The organism is Holophaga foetida DSM 6591 (assembly GCF_000242615.2).
Classification (GTDB): Bacteria; Acidobacteriota; Holophagae; order Holophagales; family Holophagaceae; genus Holophaga; species Holophaga foetida.
This window is the reverse complement of the sequence record NZ_KI912269.1, coordinates 15795-31709: the sequence shown is the minus strand read 5'-3', so window position 1 is coordinate 31709 and position 15915 is coordinate 15795. Positions and strand designations below refer to the sequence as shown.

Below are 15915 nucleotides of genomic sequence, written 5' to 3'. Positions count from 1 at the left end.
CAGGGGACCTGGCGTCCCCAAAAGTGGATCAGCAGGCGCGATTTCCCCATAGCCCTCGCCCAACTCCCCCGCCCGCTCCGGGCTTGTTCAACACCGCATTTCATCGGTGGGGGCTCCGTCTACCTGAGGCAGCCTCGCCCACGCCCCACCGACGAAATGCTCACTGTTTGACAGGTTGGTCACGCCGATAGCCCTGGGGGTTGGATGAACGGCTTTTTGATCTGTGGATTGCTGAGGCCTTGTCTTCTAAGTTGTATAAAATTTTCAAGGTGTTGCAAACTAAAAATGAGACACTCATAGCGTTTTGAACTCTGGTTGTTGAATTGTGTATATGTATAATTTTGATTTTTGTTTATATTGTAATTGTGTATAAAAAGTATTCAGTTGTTGTGCATATGCTGAAGCTTCATCCTTGAATTCGCGAATAACATGCTTTCAGGCCTGCATTTGATGTTGTATGGCCCAGTCCCTCGCAATTGGTACCTTGGTCCTTGCGAGGTGGCCTATGGGTATGCGCACCTGTCATGAACGGGGCTTCTCCCTGATAGAGCTGTTGGTGGTCCTTGTCATTGTCGGGATCCTGGCCACCCTGGGTGTCGCCTTCAGAAGTGACCGCAACGGTCCGGCGGTTCAGGGCACGGTTCTGGCTGTTGCAGGGGCCCTGGAGGACGCGCGGGGAATTGCCCGGGGGACCGGGCAGACTGTGGCTCTGACTCCCTCTGGAAGCGGTGCAGCCCTGACCTTGGCCTACCAAGCCACCGGGGGGCCCCTGGGGCAATACACTCAGGGGGCAGACCGTGCAGCGCTCCGATTCTGCTTCATAGATCCCGATGGCAGTTCCGCACCGGCCAGCACCGCCATCACCGACCTCAAGACGGCCCTTCAGGGTGTGAAATCGGGGGGGACGACTCTCTTCCCAGCTACTGCTGCTGTATGGACGACCAATGTCTTCAATGCCGCTTCTGATGTCCGATTCTTCAGCAATGGCAGTGTCAACACACAGGGCTTTGTGGCCGTTGTGGGGGCGATCAACGGGGTGGCCATCCCGGATGGTCCAGTCGGGATCATTCTCATCGATGGTTCTGGAACCCTCTATCGGTATTACCGATCCTCTCCCACCTCTTCCTGGAGGAGATTGTGATGTCCTGCATCCAGAGAAATGATTCCGGTTTCAGCATGGTGGAACTGCTCATGGCAGCTTTTATCATGGCCATTGGCATACTTGGTCTTACGGCTCTTCAGGTGGTGAGTCTGCGCCAAGCCTCCCAGGGACGGGAAAGGTCCACCGCGAGTCATGTTGCCTCGAGCATTCTCCAGCGGGCCCAGGTGGAGGGGCAGCATTACTACTTCGCCAAGGCATCGGCGGTCACGCCGGTGGTGACTCCGCTCTTCACAACGACGCCCGGGGCGGGTGTGGATGAAACCGTATATGGGGGCTTCAACGTGGATGGGGTCCAGGTGACCAATGCGGACGGTTCTGCGGTGAGCAATCTGGCCACCCTCGTGCCTGATGTGAACAGGCGGACCCCCATCTACGCTGCTACATGGCTTCGCCGGGCCTACGCCGGAGCCGCCCCTGTCAGCACCGTCCAGTGCCAGGAGTTCCTGGTCAACGTCGTCTGGAACGAAGAGGGGCAGGTGAAGTCCCTGACCATGAGTCGGGTCATCCGCTACTGAATGGGAGAAAGCCATGCAAAAGTCTCCATCACGATTCCTTTGCAAGCTGCCGACCACCGGGGGGTTCTCCCTGGTGGAGCTCCTTGTGGCCCTGCTCTTCACGAGCCTTCTGTTGGCTGGCATGGCGAAGGTGTTCGCCTCCTCCGTCAAGACCTTCAACACCACCAATGAGGTTATCGGCATCCAGCAGAACAGCCGGTGGGCCTTCGATCAGATCAACGACGATATCTCCCAGGCTGGCTTCATCTTCCCTGAAAGAACACTGCCGACCAGTATCCTGAATGGGGCAGAACCCCTGTTTCGCATCGTTCCTGATCAGGCCGTTACAGGTCTCTTGAGGGTTAGCGACTCCAACCCCGGCGCCACCGAGGCCGAGGTGCTCAACGCCGATGTGCTTCAGTTCTTCACTGATGTTCCCTTGCCGATACAGGGGACTTGGGCGATAGACACTCCCGGAGATGATCCCAACCCTGGGGGGATCTCTGCGACTGCTCCCACCTCAGCGGCTGTGACTTGCACCGTGGGGGCTGTCGGCGATCTCCAGGCAGGGGATGTGGAAATCATCCTGGACAGCGGTGAGAACGGCAAATGGGAGCACCCGCTGGTTGCCTCCACCTCGGGCACCTCAATCACCTTTGAGACCGATGCTGTGAAGCTTGCCAACTACGCGGCTTCGGTTATGAACCCCGGGATCACGCTCTCCCACAAGGCGGGCGTTCCCGTCTACTTCGTCAGGCCGGCCCAACTGGTGCGCTACTCGGTTCAGGCCCTTGCCCTGGATCCCTCCCACAATACCGTCAGGGTTCCCTGCCTCGTGCGCCAACAGGCGGCCTATCCCATTGGCGGGACTGTGGATTGGACCACTGCCGCGTCTCAGGTGGTTGCGGAGGATGTGGCTGCCTTCCGGGTGGACATCAGCTTTGATGGGGGTGTCAGTTGGGCCAGGAGTGGGGCGGCGAACTGGGGGGCCATCCAGACGAATGCCAATGTGCAGCTCGCGACTTCGGGCATGGCTGGCTTCACCTCCATCACGGATACCTCGAACATCGACTGGTTCCGCTCGATTCCGTGCCTTCTGCGGGTTGATATTACGACCCGCACGGCCATGCGCAGAGAGGAATACAACACCGCCCAGGGGGCGAGGGCCTATCGAACCAGAACCCAGACGCTCATGATCGCTCCTCGCAATTTCGGCGTGGGAAAGTGAGGCTGACATGCTCACACCTTTGAATCGTTGCCAGGGTCCCCGGTGCACCCAGACTGGAGGGATAGCCATCCTGACGGTATTCGCCCTCCTGGTGCTGGCCACGGTGGTTTCCTTTGGCCTCAGCAAGAACGCTCTCAGGGAGTTGGCGGTTACGGGAACGGTATGGCAGGCCGCCAAGGCCAGTGAGGCGGCCGAGGCTGGCACCGATTGGTTCATGCTCTGGTCCAATAAGGACAACTGGGCGAACGCAACGGGCCAAAAACGGGACGTATTCGTACAGGCCCTGCAGCAGCTCAATGCCACTAACACATGGCGGGATAGCACCTACCTCTACCAGGGCTTCGACACCGGTGCTGCGGGCAGCGGCCGCTGGGACCGGGCTGTCCAGGTCGTCTCGGCGGAAACGGATACTGACAGCGACATGGTCTTTGTGAACGCGGGGACCGGCTTCAAGCAGAGCACCACTGTTAAACAGTCCTTCGATCTCCTGTTTCGATACCTTGGGCAACCGATGGAAGCCACCGTCTCAAGTGCCTCTGGCAATCCCTCCGGAGGTACCACTGCCAAGAAGGGGACATCCCTGAATCTCTACCAACTCCAGTCCACCGGCAAGGCCAGTGTGGACACAGGCGGATCTTACGTGCGTTACCAGGCCCGGCGGGAAGTCTACGCCACCGTGGCTCCTTGAGTCATCTTTCGTGAAAGGAACGCCCATGTCACGCGCACTTACTCGCTGCTTCGCCCTGGTATTTGCTGCCTGTGCATCCCTGTTCGCCCAGGTGGATGTCCGTTTGCAGAAGGGCACCACTGACGTTCTGGATGTCTACTTTGGGAGTGCCTCCCAGGGGGCTAAGCCCGAAATCATCACCCTTATTGACAACTCGGGTTCCATGGAGGCTTTGGCCTGGGATTCACGGTATTTCGCCAATCTCAGCGCGAACCTCCACAAGGATCCTTCGGGTGGGGGTGAGGGGGGGACAGAATACGTTGAGATCCAGAAAACGGGGTCGGGTTCCTCAGTGGTGATCACGGCCCGGATCCGCTATTACAGTGGAGGATCCTGGCAGACCTTTGTCCAGGGAGGGCGCCTCGTCAAACCTGATGGCAACCGTGTGGTCTACACTGATGTGAACTCCGACAATGCCAACCTGTGGGTGAAGCGTGCCAGCCACATCCGTTTCGCACTGACTTCCAAGGTGTCGGGCACTTATGATTACGGTGGTGAAACCGGCATTTCCGTGCCCAACGTCAATGTCCGGCCCAAGCGTTTCAGCAGTGCCCTGGGGGCCTATGGGACCACGAATGAGGCGATCATGACGCCGGATGAGGTTCGTGTGGTGGACATCCCCTTGCCGTGGGCAGCCTTTGACCGTGTTGCCACCTACGAGCAGCGCACGCTTGCGCCGGACCCCACAGCAATGAATACGGCCCGGAGCGAGAAACATCCCCAGCACACCTACCTCTTTGATAAGGTTCCGGACCGGACCACGGGACTTCAAACCTCTACCGCCCAATGGTATGAGATCGATACCTACTGGTGGGAGAGCTCTGGTAACGGCGGGCTCAACGGCAGTATCGTCCCCAGTGGTGGAGGCAGTGTCGGCTTCATTCGGTACCATACGGACTACCTCTGGTGGGCGTTCTTCGGTCAGGATGTCCGCAACAATGATGAGGCTGGCGCCTATCAGGGGGGCATGATCGATGCCTATGCCGGCAGCAACGCTGGCGGCTATACCGTCAAGGATGTCCGGGAGGGGGGGGCTGGATTCGCGAGCAGCAGCACCAGTGAATCCACTGGGGGCAACGGTCTGCCTTGCCTGACGCGCCTTCAATCAATTAAATATGCACTCATCAAGACTTACATTTCGGAACAGCTCAACGTCTGGTGGGCCATCCGCTTCCTCAACATGTGTGCCTCCAGCGGCGGGTACAAGGAAAATGGTCAATATGGGCCTAGTGATTGCTATTCCTCTGGCAACCTCAAGGGCAACCCCGGCGATCGGAAGCTCCTTCGCCTCTATCGGCCCGACAGCGCCAACAATCCTGATGTCAACATGCAGTACATCCAGCGGATGAGTGCGCCCAATTGGACCCCTTTGACCTATGGCTTGCTCAACACCTATGCCCAGATGGCCAGTACCGACAATGGCACCAGCGGTAGTGTCTTCAAATCCAGCAATGACCCCTATAAGGGGGACAGTCCCATTCCCTCCTGCCGCCGAAGCTTCGTGATTGTGCTCTCGGATGGGAACCCCAACGATGATCGTAACAACTGCGACTCTGGCGATGGAAGCGCCCTGGGCTCGGGGGATCCCTACGTCGGGGGTGATATGGCTACCAATGTGCCTTTCAGCACCATCGCGCCTGGCAAGTCCAATTTCAACATATTTTCCCTGGCAGGCGTGACCGCTCACAGCACCCCCTCCGGCTCCGAGACTGGGTGGCCCACGGATGACGACAGTGCCGACGTGAAGCCTCCCTTCCGCATTTCGAGCCGCCCCAACGGTGTCACTCGCCACATCGATACCATGACCATCGGCGTGAGCATGGTTGGCACGCGGACGGACACCAGCGGTGCCAAGCGGAACATGTACAAGGCGGCCCTTTACGGTTGGAAGGACCGGGGGAGCTTCAACGCTGCGACGCCTCCCTTGCCCTATGACCCGAACAAATCCGGGAGGAACGACAAGCAGGTCAATCCTTTCTTCTTTGACGCTCAGTCTCCCGAAGCCATCGCTGATGCCCTGGCCATGGCTTTCAGCCTGGGGAAGGAGGCGACCAATACAATGAGCGCTCCGGTGGCTCCCCTTGTGGGCCTGGATGTTGGCAACCAGCTCTACCTGGGCACCTTCTCCACCGAACTGACCGGGAAGGCGATCTGGAGTGGCGACCTGCTCATGGCTGGCCTCAAAAAGGTGGGGGACACCCGGGTTATCACCGCTGCCAACGGCACGGTGGTCGATACGGTGGACAAGGATAGTGCGGTCTGGTCCGCATACAAGATGCTTCTGGCCAAGGGATGGAAGAACCGGAGCATATACACCCTGAAACCGGTGCTCAGTGGTGGAGTGCCCACCGGGGCATTCACCTCGACCATGCTCACCTTCAACGAGACCACCTCGGTTTCTGACCTTCCTAACAGCTCCCTTGGGGTGTCCACGGATGTTAATCGGAGAAGCCTCATCCGCTTCATGCTGGGCGCCAGCCTTGATGCCCAGAACGACACCGCGGCAGTTACGAGCATCACCAGCAACCGTGAGACCGCAGCGGAGGGCCTGATGATGGGGGATATCATCAACAGCACCCCTGCCATCGTAGAATTCCCCATGAGCAAGGTCCCGACTGGACGTCTGGCGGACTTCGTCACCGGATGCTCCACCAGTTTCAGGGCTCTGCTTCATTTCCGGATGATCGTGGTGGGTGACAACCAGGGCATTCTTCACGCCTTCGGCGAAGTGAGTGGTGTCGATCCCGCAGACGGTTTGGTCAAAGGAGAGGTGGATGAGCTTTGGGGCTTCATTCCTCCTGACCTGCTGGGTGGCCTTCAGGCTTGGCGCACGAGTTCCACCCATCGCTATCTGGTGGACGGCTCCCCGACGGTATACCTCTATGAGAGATCCTACGGCGAGAACGGTTTGGCGGATAGCACGGATGTCCTGAGGATTCTGGTCAGCCTGGGCAAGGGAGGACGCAGTTATTACTGCCTGACTCTGGACGGCCTGGAACCCCTGGTTCCCAAGCTCGCCTGGATGGTGCGACCCGACGAGTCCTCGGATGCTGCCGTCCGCACCATGGGGTGCAGCACCAGTTGGCCGGCGGTGGCTCGCATCCTGGATGGGACTGTGGTGAAGGATGTCTTCCTGGTTGGGGGTGGACTGACAACCTCTGAGATCGACACTGCCTTCGCTGCTGATGCGGCGTACGGTTCCGGCACCAAGCTCGGGCGCTCGATTCTGGCATTCAATGCCTACAATGGCGATTTGGTGAAGAAGTGGGACTTCGTTAACGACGCCACTCTCAAGACCCTGGTGCCCAACATGGGTAGCATCCCGGGTGAAGTGGTGCCAGTCGAGATCCTTCCGGGAAGCAACAAGGCCCAGCGGGTCTACTTCACGGACAGTTCTGGTAGTGCCTACGCCCTCGGGGCCAAGGTTTCGTCCGGGTTGCGCACGGATACCTCGGACATCACGTCTTGGGGGGTGCGCTGGATCTACAACGGCAAGAATGACGGAACCGCAGTCAGTTCAGCACCGGCGGTATTCAGCCTCCCGTACGGGTACCCCACGACCCGCACAACGGCTCCCACAGCCATGGTTCCTGCCGTCGGTGTGGTTTTCGGCACTGGAGACAGGAACGACCCGATGGATAATGACACCATCAATCCCGGCGGCGGCGGGACTACCAAGCGCAACCGAATGGTTGTGATCCTCGACCGACAGGACAGTGCCGATATCACCGCCTCCGGCGGGGGGAGCTTGGATGCCAAGGGGAGTGCGGTGGAAGACCTCGCGGATCTCACCACCGTCAGTTCCACCTCTGATACCCGGATCGACTCCAGCAACTCGGCCTACTACCTGAAGGCCAAGAACGGCTACTACCTGAACCTGGATGTTGGTGTGGCCAAGCCGGACACCTCCGGTGCGTGGTTCTACAAGAAGGTGATCATCCCTGCGGTGGTCCTGGACAACGCCCTGTTTTTCACCACCTTCATGCCGAGTACCACCACAGACATCTGCGCCGGTGCTGGTATCTCGTACACCTACCGGATGTGCGATGTGCTCAAGCCGCTTTACAATAGTGGCACGACGCAGGCCTCTACTTCCTCATGCAGTGGTTGGGTTTACCGCTTCAACGATATTCCCAGTCGCCTGGGCAATGTTGGGCTATCTGGTGTGATCCAGGCCGGGGAGAAATACAACGAGAATCCCGAGGGGTCGGGTGCCAAGAAGGAAGTGGACCCCACTTTCATGGGCACCGGTAAGCGCCTGGACATCCCACGCCCCAAGGCATGGCGTATCATTCGGTAACAGGGTTTGTGTGTTCCGATCGGGGCCCTTCGGGGCCCCGTTTCTGATTTATTGGGAGTGGCATGGAAGGCAGTGAGCGGCTTCGAGCAAAAAAATCCTTCGGGCAGAACTTCCTGATTCATCAGGGTGCCATCAAGGCCATCCTGGCCAATGCGCTGGCCTCTCCGGCGGCGGGCCTGCTGGAGATCGGTCCCGGTCCGGGAACCCTGACTGCGGGGCTGCTGGATGACGGGCGGCCCCTCTGGGCCATGGACCTGGATCCCGAGGCCTGCGACCTGCTGCAGCGGCGCTTCGGGGATCGTCCGAACTTCCACCTGCTCCAGGGGGATGCGGTGCGCTCGCCCCTCCCGGACGTAGCCTCGCTTTCCATCATCGGCAATCTGCCCTACAACGTGGCCACCCCCATCCTGACTCGCTTCATGCTGGAGTCCTTGCCCTGGGAGCGTATGGTGCTGATGTTCCAGCTGGAGGTGGGGCAGAGGATCCTGGGGGTGCCTGGCACCAAGGATTACGGCCCTCTGTCAATCCTGAGTCAGGCTGTGGCGCGTGTGACCCGGATCATGAAGCTAGGGCCGGGTTCCTTCAGGCCTGCACCGAAGGTGGACTCCATCGTCCTCCTCTTCGAACCCAGGGCTGACGCCCTGGCCCTGGAGGAGCGGAAACCCCTGCTGGATCTGCTGCACCGGAGCTTCGCCCAGCGGCGCAAGACCCTGGCCAACAACTGGGGAGGTTGGCTGGGTCCTGAACAGATCCAGGCGGTGCTGGAGGCCGAGAATCTGTCTCCCTCCGTCAGGGCCGAGGCGGTGCCTGTGGCCAACTGGATTTCCATCATGAGGCGACTTGCGGGATAGTAGAGGAGTCTTACTCTTACTGGTAAGAGGGATGTCACATGCGTATCACTTCCAAAGGACAGGTCACCATCCCGATTGAAGTTCGTGAAAAAGCGGGCCTTCTGCCCCACACCGAGGTCGTCTTCGAGTTCGACGGCAATGCTGTTCGAATTCTTCCGGTGGAGTCCGTCCAGGGGGAGGGCCGGGGACAGGCGGTGCTGCGGCACCTCGCGGGTCGGGCGACCACAAAGTTGAGCACGGACGAAATTCTCGCCCTGACCCGCGAACCATGACCCCGGTTCTTGTGGATAGCAATGTTATCTTGGATGTAGCCACCGGGGATCCTGTCTGGTGTGAGTGGTCCTCGGACCATCTTCGGGGGCTAGCGGAGCGGGCGATCCTGGTGATCAACCCGATCATTTATGCAGAGGTATCCATCGGATTTGATCGCATTGAAGACCTGGAAGAAGCTCTTCCTGCATCTCTCTTCCGGCGAGACCCGCTTCCTTGGGAGGCCGGTTTCCTGGCTGGCAAGAGTTTTCTCGAGTACCGACGCCGCGGGGGGCTCAAGGTGACCCCCCTTCCGGATTTCTACATCGGGGCCCACGCGGCCCTGGCGGGTTTCAGGCTCCTCACCAGGGATGCCTCCCGCTATCGCACCTATTTTCCCAAGCTCCAGCTCGTCTCTCCTGAATGAGGTTCCATGATTCCCAACGCCCAACCCTTTGACTCCTGGTCCGAACCCCCTGCGGAGGGTGAGCTGCGTCTTGTCCCCATCGGGGGCCTGGGGGAGTTCGGGATGAACTGCATGGTGGTCCACACCAGCAAGAGCCTCTTCCTGGTGGACTGCGGTCAGCTCTTCCCCTCGGACGATCAGCCCGGAATCGATAGCATCGTGCCCGATTTCGCCTACCTGGAGCCCTTCGCCGACCGCATTGAGGCGGTGCTCCTGACCCATGGCCACGAGGACCACATCGGTGCCTTGCCCTACTTCCTGGAACGCTGGCCCGTGCCTGTCTACGGTTCTGCCTTCACCATGGGGTTGGTGGAGGGCAAGCTCCGGGAGCATGAGCTCTGGGATGGCCGCCGGATGCATGTGGTGAACGACTTTGACCGCCTTCCCATCGGGAACGGCGAGATCCAGGCCGAGTGGATCCCCGTGACCCACAGCATTCCCGATGCCTGCGCCATTGCCCTCCACACCCCCCAGGGAGTGATTGTCCACACGGGTGACTACAAGCTCGACCCGACGCCAGTGGATGGCCGTCTCACGGGCATCGCCCGTCTGAAGGAGCTGGGCGAAGCTGGGGTCGAGGTGCTGCTTTCGGACTCCACCAATACCCTCAAGCCCGGCTCCACGCCCTCCGAGGCTGTGTGTCGCGATGGGCTCCGCAACGCCCTCCGCAAGACTCCGGGCAAGCTCATCGCTGCGACCTTCAGCTCCAATATCCACCGCATCCAGACCATGCTGGACTTGGCCTGCGAGGAGAAGCGGAAGGTCTGTCTGGTGGGGCGCTCCATGGATCGCAACATCAACCTGGCCCGGAGCCTGGGCAAGTTGACGCTGAAAGACGATGTCTTCATCGATCAGCGCGACATTTTCCGCTTCCCCCCGGAGCAGGTGATGGTGATCTGCACGGGCACCCAGGGCGAGGAGATGAGCGCCCTGATCCGCATCCTGAAGGGTGAGGTCAAGGGCGTGAAGGTAGAGCTGGGTGACCGGATCCTTCTGAGCAGCCGCGCCATCCCCGGGAACGAAGTGGGCATCACCCGGATGCTGGATGTGGCGGCCCGCCAGGGCGCCGAGACCCTCTCGGACGATCTGGGCGTCATCCACGCCACCGGTCACGGTTGCAAGGATGATGCGGCGGCCATGATTGAGATGCTCAAGCCTACCTACATGGTGCCGGTGCACGGCACCTTCCGTAACCTCCTGATCCATGGCCGCCTGGCTGAATCCATGGGCTGGAGCCCCCGGAATGTCCTGCTGCTGGAAGGGGGCGAGTGCCTCCAGCTCATCAAGGGTGCCGGGGCCCGCTTTGCGGGTCGAGTGCCCGTGGGCAAGTGCTTCGTGGACCAGGGCGTATCCCACATGGTGGATGCCCGGGTCATCCATGACCGCCTGATCCTCCAGGAGGATGGCATTGTGATGGTGACGCTCCTGGTGGATCCTCAGACCCGGGATCTGGTGGGAGATCCCACGATTCTGAGCCGCGGTTTCGTAGTGCTTTCGGATGATCAGGCCTATGGTACCCTGCTGCGGAGTGCGGCCCGGAAGGCCTTTGAGGACGCCCCCCTGGAGGTCCGGAAGGACAAGGACCTGCTCATCGAGCTGATCCGTCAGACCCTGCGTCGGATCATCCGCAAGACCACCCAGACCCGGCCGATGGTGGTGCCGATGATCCTCGAGGCACAGGCTTCCATTTGAGCGGTGTCACTCCCCGCTTCGCCCCTCCTTTAACGCTTCCCGCAGGCTCTTCTGGAGTTCATCCACCAGGATCACCATTCGGGCCTGTTGGACCGAAGTGAGGGCGTTCATGATCTCGCTTTCGAAACTCTGACGCAGATCATGCTGCTGGCGTCTCAGGATGACGAACTGCTGGATCAGCGGCTTCAGTCTGGTGTTCTTCTCATCCTCTGAGCCTGGGCCCAGGAGAACCCCATTGAGCTGCTGTTTCAGCTGCCGCATCTGGCGGTGCCGCTCCATGGAATCCTGGTCGAATCGGGTCCATCGGTCCGCGATGGCTCTGGCCCGATCTTCGGAAACCCCCAGGGTCTGCTGGATCCGCTGGGTCCGGATCTGGTGTAGCTGGATCAGAACAGGACCTTGGCGCCAGCCCATGCCCCGGCGCCCTCCCCCCATGCCCGGTCCCCCTTGGGCACCCAGGGTGGAGGCAAGGACGAGGCATAGCAGTGGGCGGATCATGGTTGACTCCCGTTGGGGGCTTGAGAGGCCGCCAGCTTCTTCAGGACGGCTTTGGATTCTTCCGGGCTCAGGTCGCCGAGCTGGTTGAGAGGGTCCTCGGAGTCCTGGAATGGGGCTTCGGGCAGGGTTTCCAGAACTTCGGTTTCAGGGATTGAGGCGGTTACGGTGGGTGTCTGGGGGGTGGCCCGGCCTGCCCAGTAGCCTCCGAGCCCAGTTGCCACCATCAGGGCGGCGGCGGCCGCCCAGAGGAGGGGCTGGGTGCGGAGCTGTCGCACGGGACGTCCCGGCAGCTTGCGCAGGACCCGATCCGGCAGGGCGTCGAAGTAGCCTGCCGGGGTCAGAGGCAGGTCGGCATCCTCCATGGCCAGCCACTGGACTCGAGCTTCCCGGCACGTCGGGCAGGCCCGGAGGTGGGCCTCCGCCTCGCCGTTCAGGTCCAGCGGATCTGCCTGGATGGCTTCCAGGGTTCGCAGACATTCCTCCGGCAGGGGGCGGTTCATTGGGTTCCTCCCTTGAGGTGGCGGGTGAGGTTCTGGATGGCGTGGAAGATGTGCGCCTTGACGCTTCCCACGGAAATGCCCATCTCCTGGGCGATGCGCTCGTATTTCCAGTCGTTGTGGATCTTGAGCAGCAGGGCCTCCTTCTGGCGATCGGGCAGACGGGGCAGGGCCTCCCGCAGCAGACGCCTGGATTCGTGGTCCAGCAGGGCTGTCATCTGGGGCTCTTCCACCCTCAGGGCCGGGTGATCCTTGCCTTCCTCTTCCATTTCCAGGGGGTGGTGGTTGAGTCGCTGGCGATCCTTTGCCCCCAGGGCCTGGCGGGTGGCGATGGTGATGATCCAGGTGCGGAAGCTGGATTCGAAACGGAAACCCGGCAGAGCCCGGTAGGCCCGGAGGAAGGTCTCCTGGACCACGTCGTCGGCATCGCCGTGGCTCCTCAGGATCGAGTAGGCCTTGGCGTAGACATCCCTCTGGAATCGCTCCATTAGTTGGCCGAAGGCGGCCTGGTCCCCCGTCTGGGCGGACTTCACCCATTCCAGGACCTCTGGCGCGTGCAGGGGATTGTTGACCTGGGAAGGCTGCATCAGGAGGGTGTCAGTCGAAATGGTTATCATCATAGTGGCCCAGGGGAAACACAACCCCTTCATCCAGGTAGACCGGATGGGGAGGCCTGAGGTTGAATGGAGAAGTTCAAATCGGAGCCTTGCCATGGTCATGTCCCGCAGTCGCATATACCCCCTCTTCACGGAAGAGCAGCTGAGAGTGCGGATCAAGGAGATGGGGGAGCAGCTCACGAAGGACTACGCGGGCCACAATCCCGTCGTGATCGGGCTCCTGAACGGCGTCTTCCCCTTCTTCGCGGATCTCACCCGGGCCATGGACCTGGACATGGACATCTCCTTCATGCGGGTTTCCAGCTACGGTGGGGGCACCGATAGCACCGGCGAAGTGAAGATCATCCACGATCTCGACAAGTCCATCCGGGGCCGCCACGCCCTCATCGTCGAGGACATCGTGGATACCGGCCTCACCCTCCACAAGGTCCGCAACCTCCTGCTGGATCGGGAACCCCTGAGCCTGAAGATCGTCTCCCTCCTGGACAAGCCCAGCCGTCGGCGGGTGGAGGTCCCGGTGGACTACATCGGCTACTCCATTGAGGATCACTTTGTGGTGGGCTTCGGGTTGGATCTGGATGGCAAGTACCGCAACCTGCCCTATGTGGGCATCTACAATCCCGCCTGATGAAACGTCTCCTCGTCTTTCCTCTCCTCCTTGGACTCCTGGCCTGTGGCTACCAGCGTCTGGACCGCCGTCCCCGTTCCGCCGCATGGATGGCCCGGGGTGAGACCATCCGCATCGCCAGCTTCCAGAATCGGACCTCCCATCTGGGGGCTGAGGATACCTTTCGCAAGGCCCTCGAGAACCGCATCGTTGCAGCTACCCCGTGGAAACTGGTGCCCCCGGGCAGCGCCTCCCGCTGGGTGCTCCAGTGCAACCTCCTGCGCTATGAGGTGAAGGTGCTGGGGCTCTCCCTGGGATCTTCGAGTGTCCAGGGATCCGCTGGCACCGCCAGTCGGCTCGAAGTCGTGGTGGTGGCCTCGGTTCAGCTCCTGGATGGGCGCACGGGGGATGTGGTGGCCACCCGCCCCCAGCTGACCTTCTCCAACCAGTATCGGGTGGATCAGAATTTCGCCAGTTTCGACAACCGGGAGCTGCGGGTTCTGGAGACCCTGGCGGATGACTTTGCCGAGAGCTTCCTGACCCAGCTGCTGGAAGGGACCGCTGAATGAGTGCCCCCGAAGCCTGGTGCAAGGCCGAGTACGCCCTCCTCCATGGCGAGGACGGTGAAGGCCGACTGGACGCCATGGAGGCCTGGAAGGCCCGCCATGTCGATCCGGAGTGGGCGGAGTTCTCTCTTTCCGTGTGCGCCGAGGGCTGTCCCTGGGCCGAAGTACAGAATGCCCTGATGGAATCCGCGCCCCTGGGGACCCACCGGGTGGTGGTGGTCCCCCAGGCCGACAACCTGCTGGCCAAGGCCAAGGAGATCCCCGCCTCCATCAAACAGATCCTCCAATCTCCCCTTTCGGATACCCGCCTGCTGCTGGTCTCGCGGACCTCGCTTCAGGCTGGGCCGGGCCGCATCCTGGGTTCCAAGCCCTTCAGCGAATGGGTCCAGCAGGGCCGGGTGTTCAAGGTCGGGGCATTGGAGGAGAAGGAGGCCACCGCATACCTGGAGACCCAGGCTCGGGCCATGGGACTCCAGTTCGAATCCGGACTGCCCCAGCGACTGGCCGCTCGCATGGGCGGCAATCCCGGCATCCTGCGCCGGACTTTGGAGGTGCTGGACCTGCTGGCCGAGGATCGACGCATCACGGCCTCCCTGGTGGATCAGGCCACCTTCCGCCTGGGGGAGCAGGGGGCCTTCGTCTGGTCCCAGGCCTGGCAGCGAGGGCAGCTGAGTCAGGCTTTGAACTGTCTGCGAATGGCCCTGGAGGATGACCCTGAATCCGCTCCCCTGATGCTACTGGGCCAGGCTCGTCGCGAAGTGGATCGTCTGTGTCGTCTCGCCGAGGCAAGGGCGGCGGGTCTGCGCAACTCCCAGGAGCTCCTGGAGGCCCTGGGGCTGAGTGCCCGCCAGGCCTTCCTTTTGGATGGCTACCAGCGGACCCTGGATCGAATCCGGCCGGAGGGGGCCGTGCGCCTGTTGAATCTGGTGGTCCAGACGGATATGGACCTCAAGGGGACGGCCCTGGGGCCCCATGGGCCTCTCCTTGGCTTGACCTTGGCACTGAGTCGGGCCTGGGGATAAAAATAGTTTCTAGTCTATTCATGCCTGTTTAATCGATAATGCTCCCGGTGCGCCTCGATGTGGCTCTGGGGTATGTATGGACAATTCTTCTATCGGCTTTTTTTCCCGCTGGGCCCGGCGCCCCTGGTACTGGTTCTGGAAGGCCCTGGAGGCCCGCCAATACCGGGGGCGGGAGTACAGTCTTCAGGTTCCCTTCGGTCGCAGGGTGCATACCCCCTGGTTTGCAAAACCCGACGGAAGCCTCTTTTCCGAGGCTCTGTCCGTTGCCCAGGAAGGGGGATACGTCTCCCAGAGCCCGGACCGGGCGTACCTGCTCTGCAGGATGGTGCAGCATGCTTCCCTGCTGGGGGGGGATTTGGCGGAATGCGGTGTTTTCCGCGGGGGCTCAGCCCATCTCATGGCAGAAACGCTGGCAAGGCTCGGCGGGACGGGCAGGCAACTGCACCTTTTCGACACGTTCTGCGGTGTACCTGATTTTGCTGACGCCAAGCGGGATTACCACCGAGCTGGCGACTATGGCAATACCTCCCTGGACGCCGTCCAGGCCCGCCTCGCCGCATATGGCGGGCAGTGCCGCTTCCATCCCGGTGTCATCCCCGAAAGTTTTTCTGGCATCGATCTGGGGCAGCGTTTCTCGCTGGTCAACGTGGATGTGGACCTCCACCCGACCACTCTGGCCTGCTGTCATTGGTTCTGGCCACGACTTGTCCCGGGGGGCGTCATGATTTTCAACGATTACGGGTTCTTTCCCTATCGCAACTCTACGCGGCTAGCGGTGGATACGTTTTTCATGAAACATCCCGAGGAGCCCATCATCCTTCCATCGGGGCAGGCGATGGTTATCAAGACAAATTCCTGGAGTGATCGTGGTGTGGCTGGTTGCAGTTGTTGATGGGTGATAGGATATACATATGAATTATGACTTGAACGCTTCCTGGC

General features: G+C 60.9%; 16 protein-coding genes. 13 read left to right on the top strand and 3 right to left on the bottom strand.

What is annotated here, in order from left to right:
* Positions 1-511: 511 nt before the first annotated feature.
* From HOLFODRAFT_RS21755 to HOLFODRAFT_RS21740, 9 genes are all read left to right on the top strand, one after another.
* Positions 512-1141 (top strand): pilus assembly FimT family protein, encoded by a 630-nt coding sequence (locus HOLFODRAFT_RS21755; protein WP_043487059.1) that lies wholly within the window; start codon positions 512-514, stop codon positions 1139-1141.
* Complete coding sequence (locus HOLFODRAFT_RS23460) at positions 1141-1677, top strand: prepilin-type N-terminal cleavage/methylation domain-containing protein (protein WP_005033751.1); 537 nt, start codon at positions 1141-1143, stop codon at positions 1675-1677. The genes HOLFODRAFT_RS21755 and HOLFODRAFT_RS23460 overlap by 1 nt, the downstream gene beginning before the upstream one ends.
* 13 nt (positions 1678-1690) lie before the next feature.
* Positions 1691-2884, top strand: coding sequence for a PilW family protein (locus tag HOLFODRAFT_RS0215640; protein ID WP_005033750.1), 1194 nt, complete (start codon positions 1691-1693; stop codon positions 2882-2884).
* 7 nt (positions 2885-2891) lie between these two features.
* Positions 2892-3572 (top strand): hypothetical protein, encoded by a 681-nt coding sequence (locus tag HOLFODRAFT_RS0215635; protein ID WP_005033748.1) that lies wholly within the window; start codon positions 2892-2894, stop codon positions 3570-3572.
* Between the two features lie 25 nt (positions 3573-3597).
* Positions 3598-7911, top strand: a complete 4314-nt coding sequence (locus HOLFODRAFT_RS0215630) for a pilus assembly protein (RefSeq protein ID WP_005033746.1) — start codon at positions 3598-3600, stop codon at positions 7909-7911.
* Positions 7912-7973: 62 nt separating this feature from the next.
* Positions 7974-8762, top strand: coding sequence for a 16S rRNA (adenine(1518)-N(6)/adenine(1519)-N(6))-dimethyltransferase RsmA (gene rsmA / locus HOLFODRAFT_RS21745; protein WP_005033744.1), 789 nt, complete (start codon positions 7974-7976; stop codon positions 8760-8762).
* A 38-nt stretch (positions 8763-8800) separates the two neighbouring features.
* The gene (locus tag HOLFODRAFT_RS0215620) at positions 8801-9034 is read left to right on the top strand and encodes an AbrB/MazE/SpoVT family DNA-binding domain-containing protein (RefSeq protein ID WP_005033742.1); all 234 of its coding nucleotides are present in this window, start codon (positions 8801-8803) and stop codon (positions 9032-9034) included.
* The gene (locus HOLFODRAFT_RS0215615) at positions 9031-9438 is read left to right on the top strand and encodes a type II toxin-antitoxin system VapC family toxin (protein ID WP_005033740.1); all 408 of its coding nucleotides are present in this window, start codon (positions 9031-9033) and stop codon (positions 9436-9438) included. The genes HOLFODRAFT_RS0215620 and HOLFODRAFT_RS0215615 overlap by 4 nt, the downstream gene beginning before the upstream one ends.
* Positions 9439-9444: 6 nt before the next feature.
* Entirely contained in the window at positions 9445-11169 is a 1725-nt protein-coding gene (locus tag HOLFODRAFT_RS21740) for a ribonuclease J (RefSeq protein ID WP_005033738.1), read from the top strand.
* A 6-nt stretch (positions 11170-11175) separates the two neighbouring features.
* On the opposite strand, the gene HOLFODRAFT_RS0215605 is transcribed toward HOLFODRAFT_RS21740, so the two are convergent.
* Genes HOLFODRAFT_RS0215605 through HOLFODRAFT_RS0215595 form a run of 3 tightly spaced genes read right to left on the bottom strand, consistent with a single transcriptional unit; the run spans position 11176 to position 12784 of the window.
* Positions 11176-11667, bottom strand: a complete 492-nt coding sequence (locus HOLFODRAFT_RS0215605) for a hypothetical protein (RefSeq protein WP_005033737.1) — start codon at positions 11665-11667, stop codon at positions 11176-11178.
* On the bottom strand, positions 11664-12167 hold the full coding sequence (locus tag HOLFODRAFT_RS0215600; protein WP_005033735.1) for a hypothetical protein: 504 nt from the start codon (positions 12165-12167) through the stop codon (positions 11664-11666). Before HOLFODRAFT_RS0215600 ends, HOLFODRAFT_RS0215605 begins: the two co-directional genes overlap by 4 nt.
* Positions 12164-12784, bottom strand: coding sequence for an RNA polymerase sigma factor (locus HOLFODRAFT_RS0215595; RefSeq protein ID WP_043487058.1), 621 nt, complete (start codon positions 12782-12784; stop codon positions 12164-12166). Before HOLFODRAFT_RS0215595 ends, HOLFODRAFT_RS0215600 begins: the two co-directional genes overlap by 4 nt.
* Before the next feature lie 91 nt (positions 12785-12875).
* Between HOLFODRAFT_RS0215595 and hpt the strand changes: the two genes are divergently transcribed.
* The 4 genes from hpt to HOLFODRAFT_RS23455 all read left to right on the top strand — a co-directional run bounded on the left by hpt (position 12876) and on the right by HOLFODRAFT_RS23455 (position 15868).
* Positions 12876-13409 (top strand): hypoxanthine phosphoribosyltransferase, encoded by a 534-nt coding sequence (hpt, locus tag HOLFODRAFT_RS0215590; protein ID WP_005033730.1) that lies wholly within the window; start codon positions 12876-12878, stop codon positions 13407-13409.
* Complete coding sequence (gene lptE / locus HOLFODRAFT_RS0215585; RefSeq protein WP_005033727.1) at positions 13409-13957, top strand: LPS assembly lipoprotein LptE; 549 nt, start codon at positions 13409-13411, stop codon at positions 13955-13957. The genes hpt and lptE overlap by 1 nt, the downstream gene beginning before the upstream one ends.
* Positions 13954-14976, top strand: coding sequence for a DNA polymerase III subunit delta (gene holA, locus HOLFODRAFT_RS0215580; RefSeq protein ID WP_005033725.1), 1023 nt, complete (start codon positions 13954-13956; stop codon positions 14974-14976). The genes lptE and holA overlap by 4 nt, the downstream gene beginning before the upstream one ends.
* Positions 14977-15052: 76 nt before the next feature.
* A complete protein-coding gene (locus HOLFODRAFT_RS23455; RefSeq protein WP_005033722.1) occupies positions 15053-15868 on the top strand; it encodes a TylF/MycF/NovP-related O-methyltransferase in 816 nt (271 codons plus the stop codon).
* Positions 15869-15915 lie beyond the last annotated feature (47 nt).

Bases quoted from the DNA above. Each gene is read 5' to 3' on its own strand.
- HOLFODRAFT_RS21755 (WP_043487059.1), top strand. From the start codon at position 512: ATGCGCACCTGTCATGAACGGGGCTTCTCCCTGATAGAGCTGTTGGTG.
- HOLFODRAFT_RS23460 (WP_005033751.1), top strand. From the start codon at position 1,141: ATGTCCTGCATCCAGAGAAATGATTCCGGTTTCAGCATGGTGGAACTG.
- HOLFODRAFT_RS0215640 (WP_005033750.1), top strand. From the start codon at position 1,691: ATGCAAAAGTCTCCATCACGATTCCTTTGCAAGCTGCCGACCACCGGG.
- HOLFODRAFT_RS0215635 (WP_005033748.1), top strand. From the start codon at position 2,892: ATGCTCACACCTTTGAATCGTTGCCAGGGTCCCCGGTGCACCCAGACT.
- HOLFODRAFT_RS0215630 (WP_005033746.1), top strand. From the start codon at position 3,598: ATGTCACGCGCACTTACTCGCTGCTTCGCCCTGGTATTTGCTGCCTGT.
- rsmA (WP_005033744.1), top strand. From the start codon at position 7,974: ATGGAAGGCAGTGAGCGGCTTCGAGCAAAAAAATCCTTCGGGCAGAAC.
- HOLFODRAFT_RS0215620 (WP_005033742.1), top strand. From the start codon at position 8,801: ATGCGTATCACTTCCAAAGGACAGGTCACCATCCCGATTGAAGTTCGT.
- HOLFODRAFT_RS0215615 (WP_005033740.1), top strand. From the start codon at position 9,031: ATGACCCCGGTTCTTGTGGATAGCAATGTTATCTTGGATGTAGCCACC.
- HOLFODRAFT_RS21740 (WP_005033738.1), top strand. From the start codon at position 9,445: ATGATTCCCAACGCCCAACCCTTTGACTCCTGGTCCGAACCCCCTGCG.
- HOLFODRAFT_RS0215605 (WP_005033737.1), bottom strand. From the start codon at position 11,667: ATGATCCGCCCACTGCTATGCCTCGTCCTTGCCTCCACCCTGGGTGCC.
- HOLFODRAFT_RS0215600 (WP_005033735.1), bottom strand. From the start codon at position 12,167: ATGAACCGCCCCCTGCCGGAGGAATGTCTGCGAACCCTGGAAGCCATC.
- HOLFODRAFT_RS0215595 (WP_043487058.1), bottom strand. From the start codon at position 12,784: ATGATGATAACCATTTCGACTGACACCCTCCTGATGCAGCCTTCCCAG.
- hpt (WP_005033730.1), top strand. From the start codon at position 12,876: ATGGTCATGTCCCGCAGTCGCATATACCCCCTCTTCACGGAAGAGCAG.
- lptE (WP_005033727.1), top strand. From the start codon at position 13,409: ATGAAACGTCTCCTCGTCTTTCCTCTCCTCCTTGGACTCCTGGCCTGT.
- holA (WP_005033725.1), top strand. From the start codon at position 13,954: ATGAGTGCCCCCGAAGCCTGGTGCAAGGCCGAGTACGCCCTCCTCCAT.
- HOLFODRAFT_RS23455 (WP_005033722.1), top strand. From the start codon at position 15,053: ATGGACAATTCTTCTATCGGCTTTTTTTCCCGCTGGGCCCGGCGCCCC.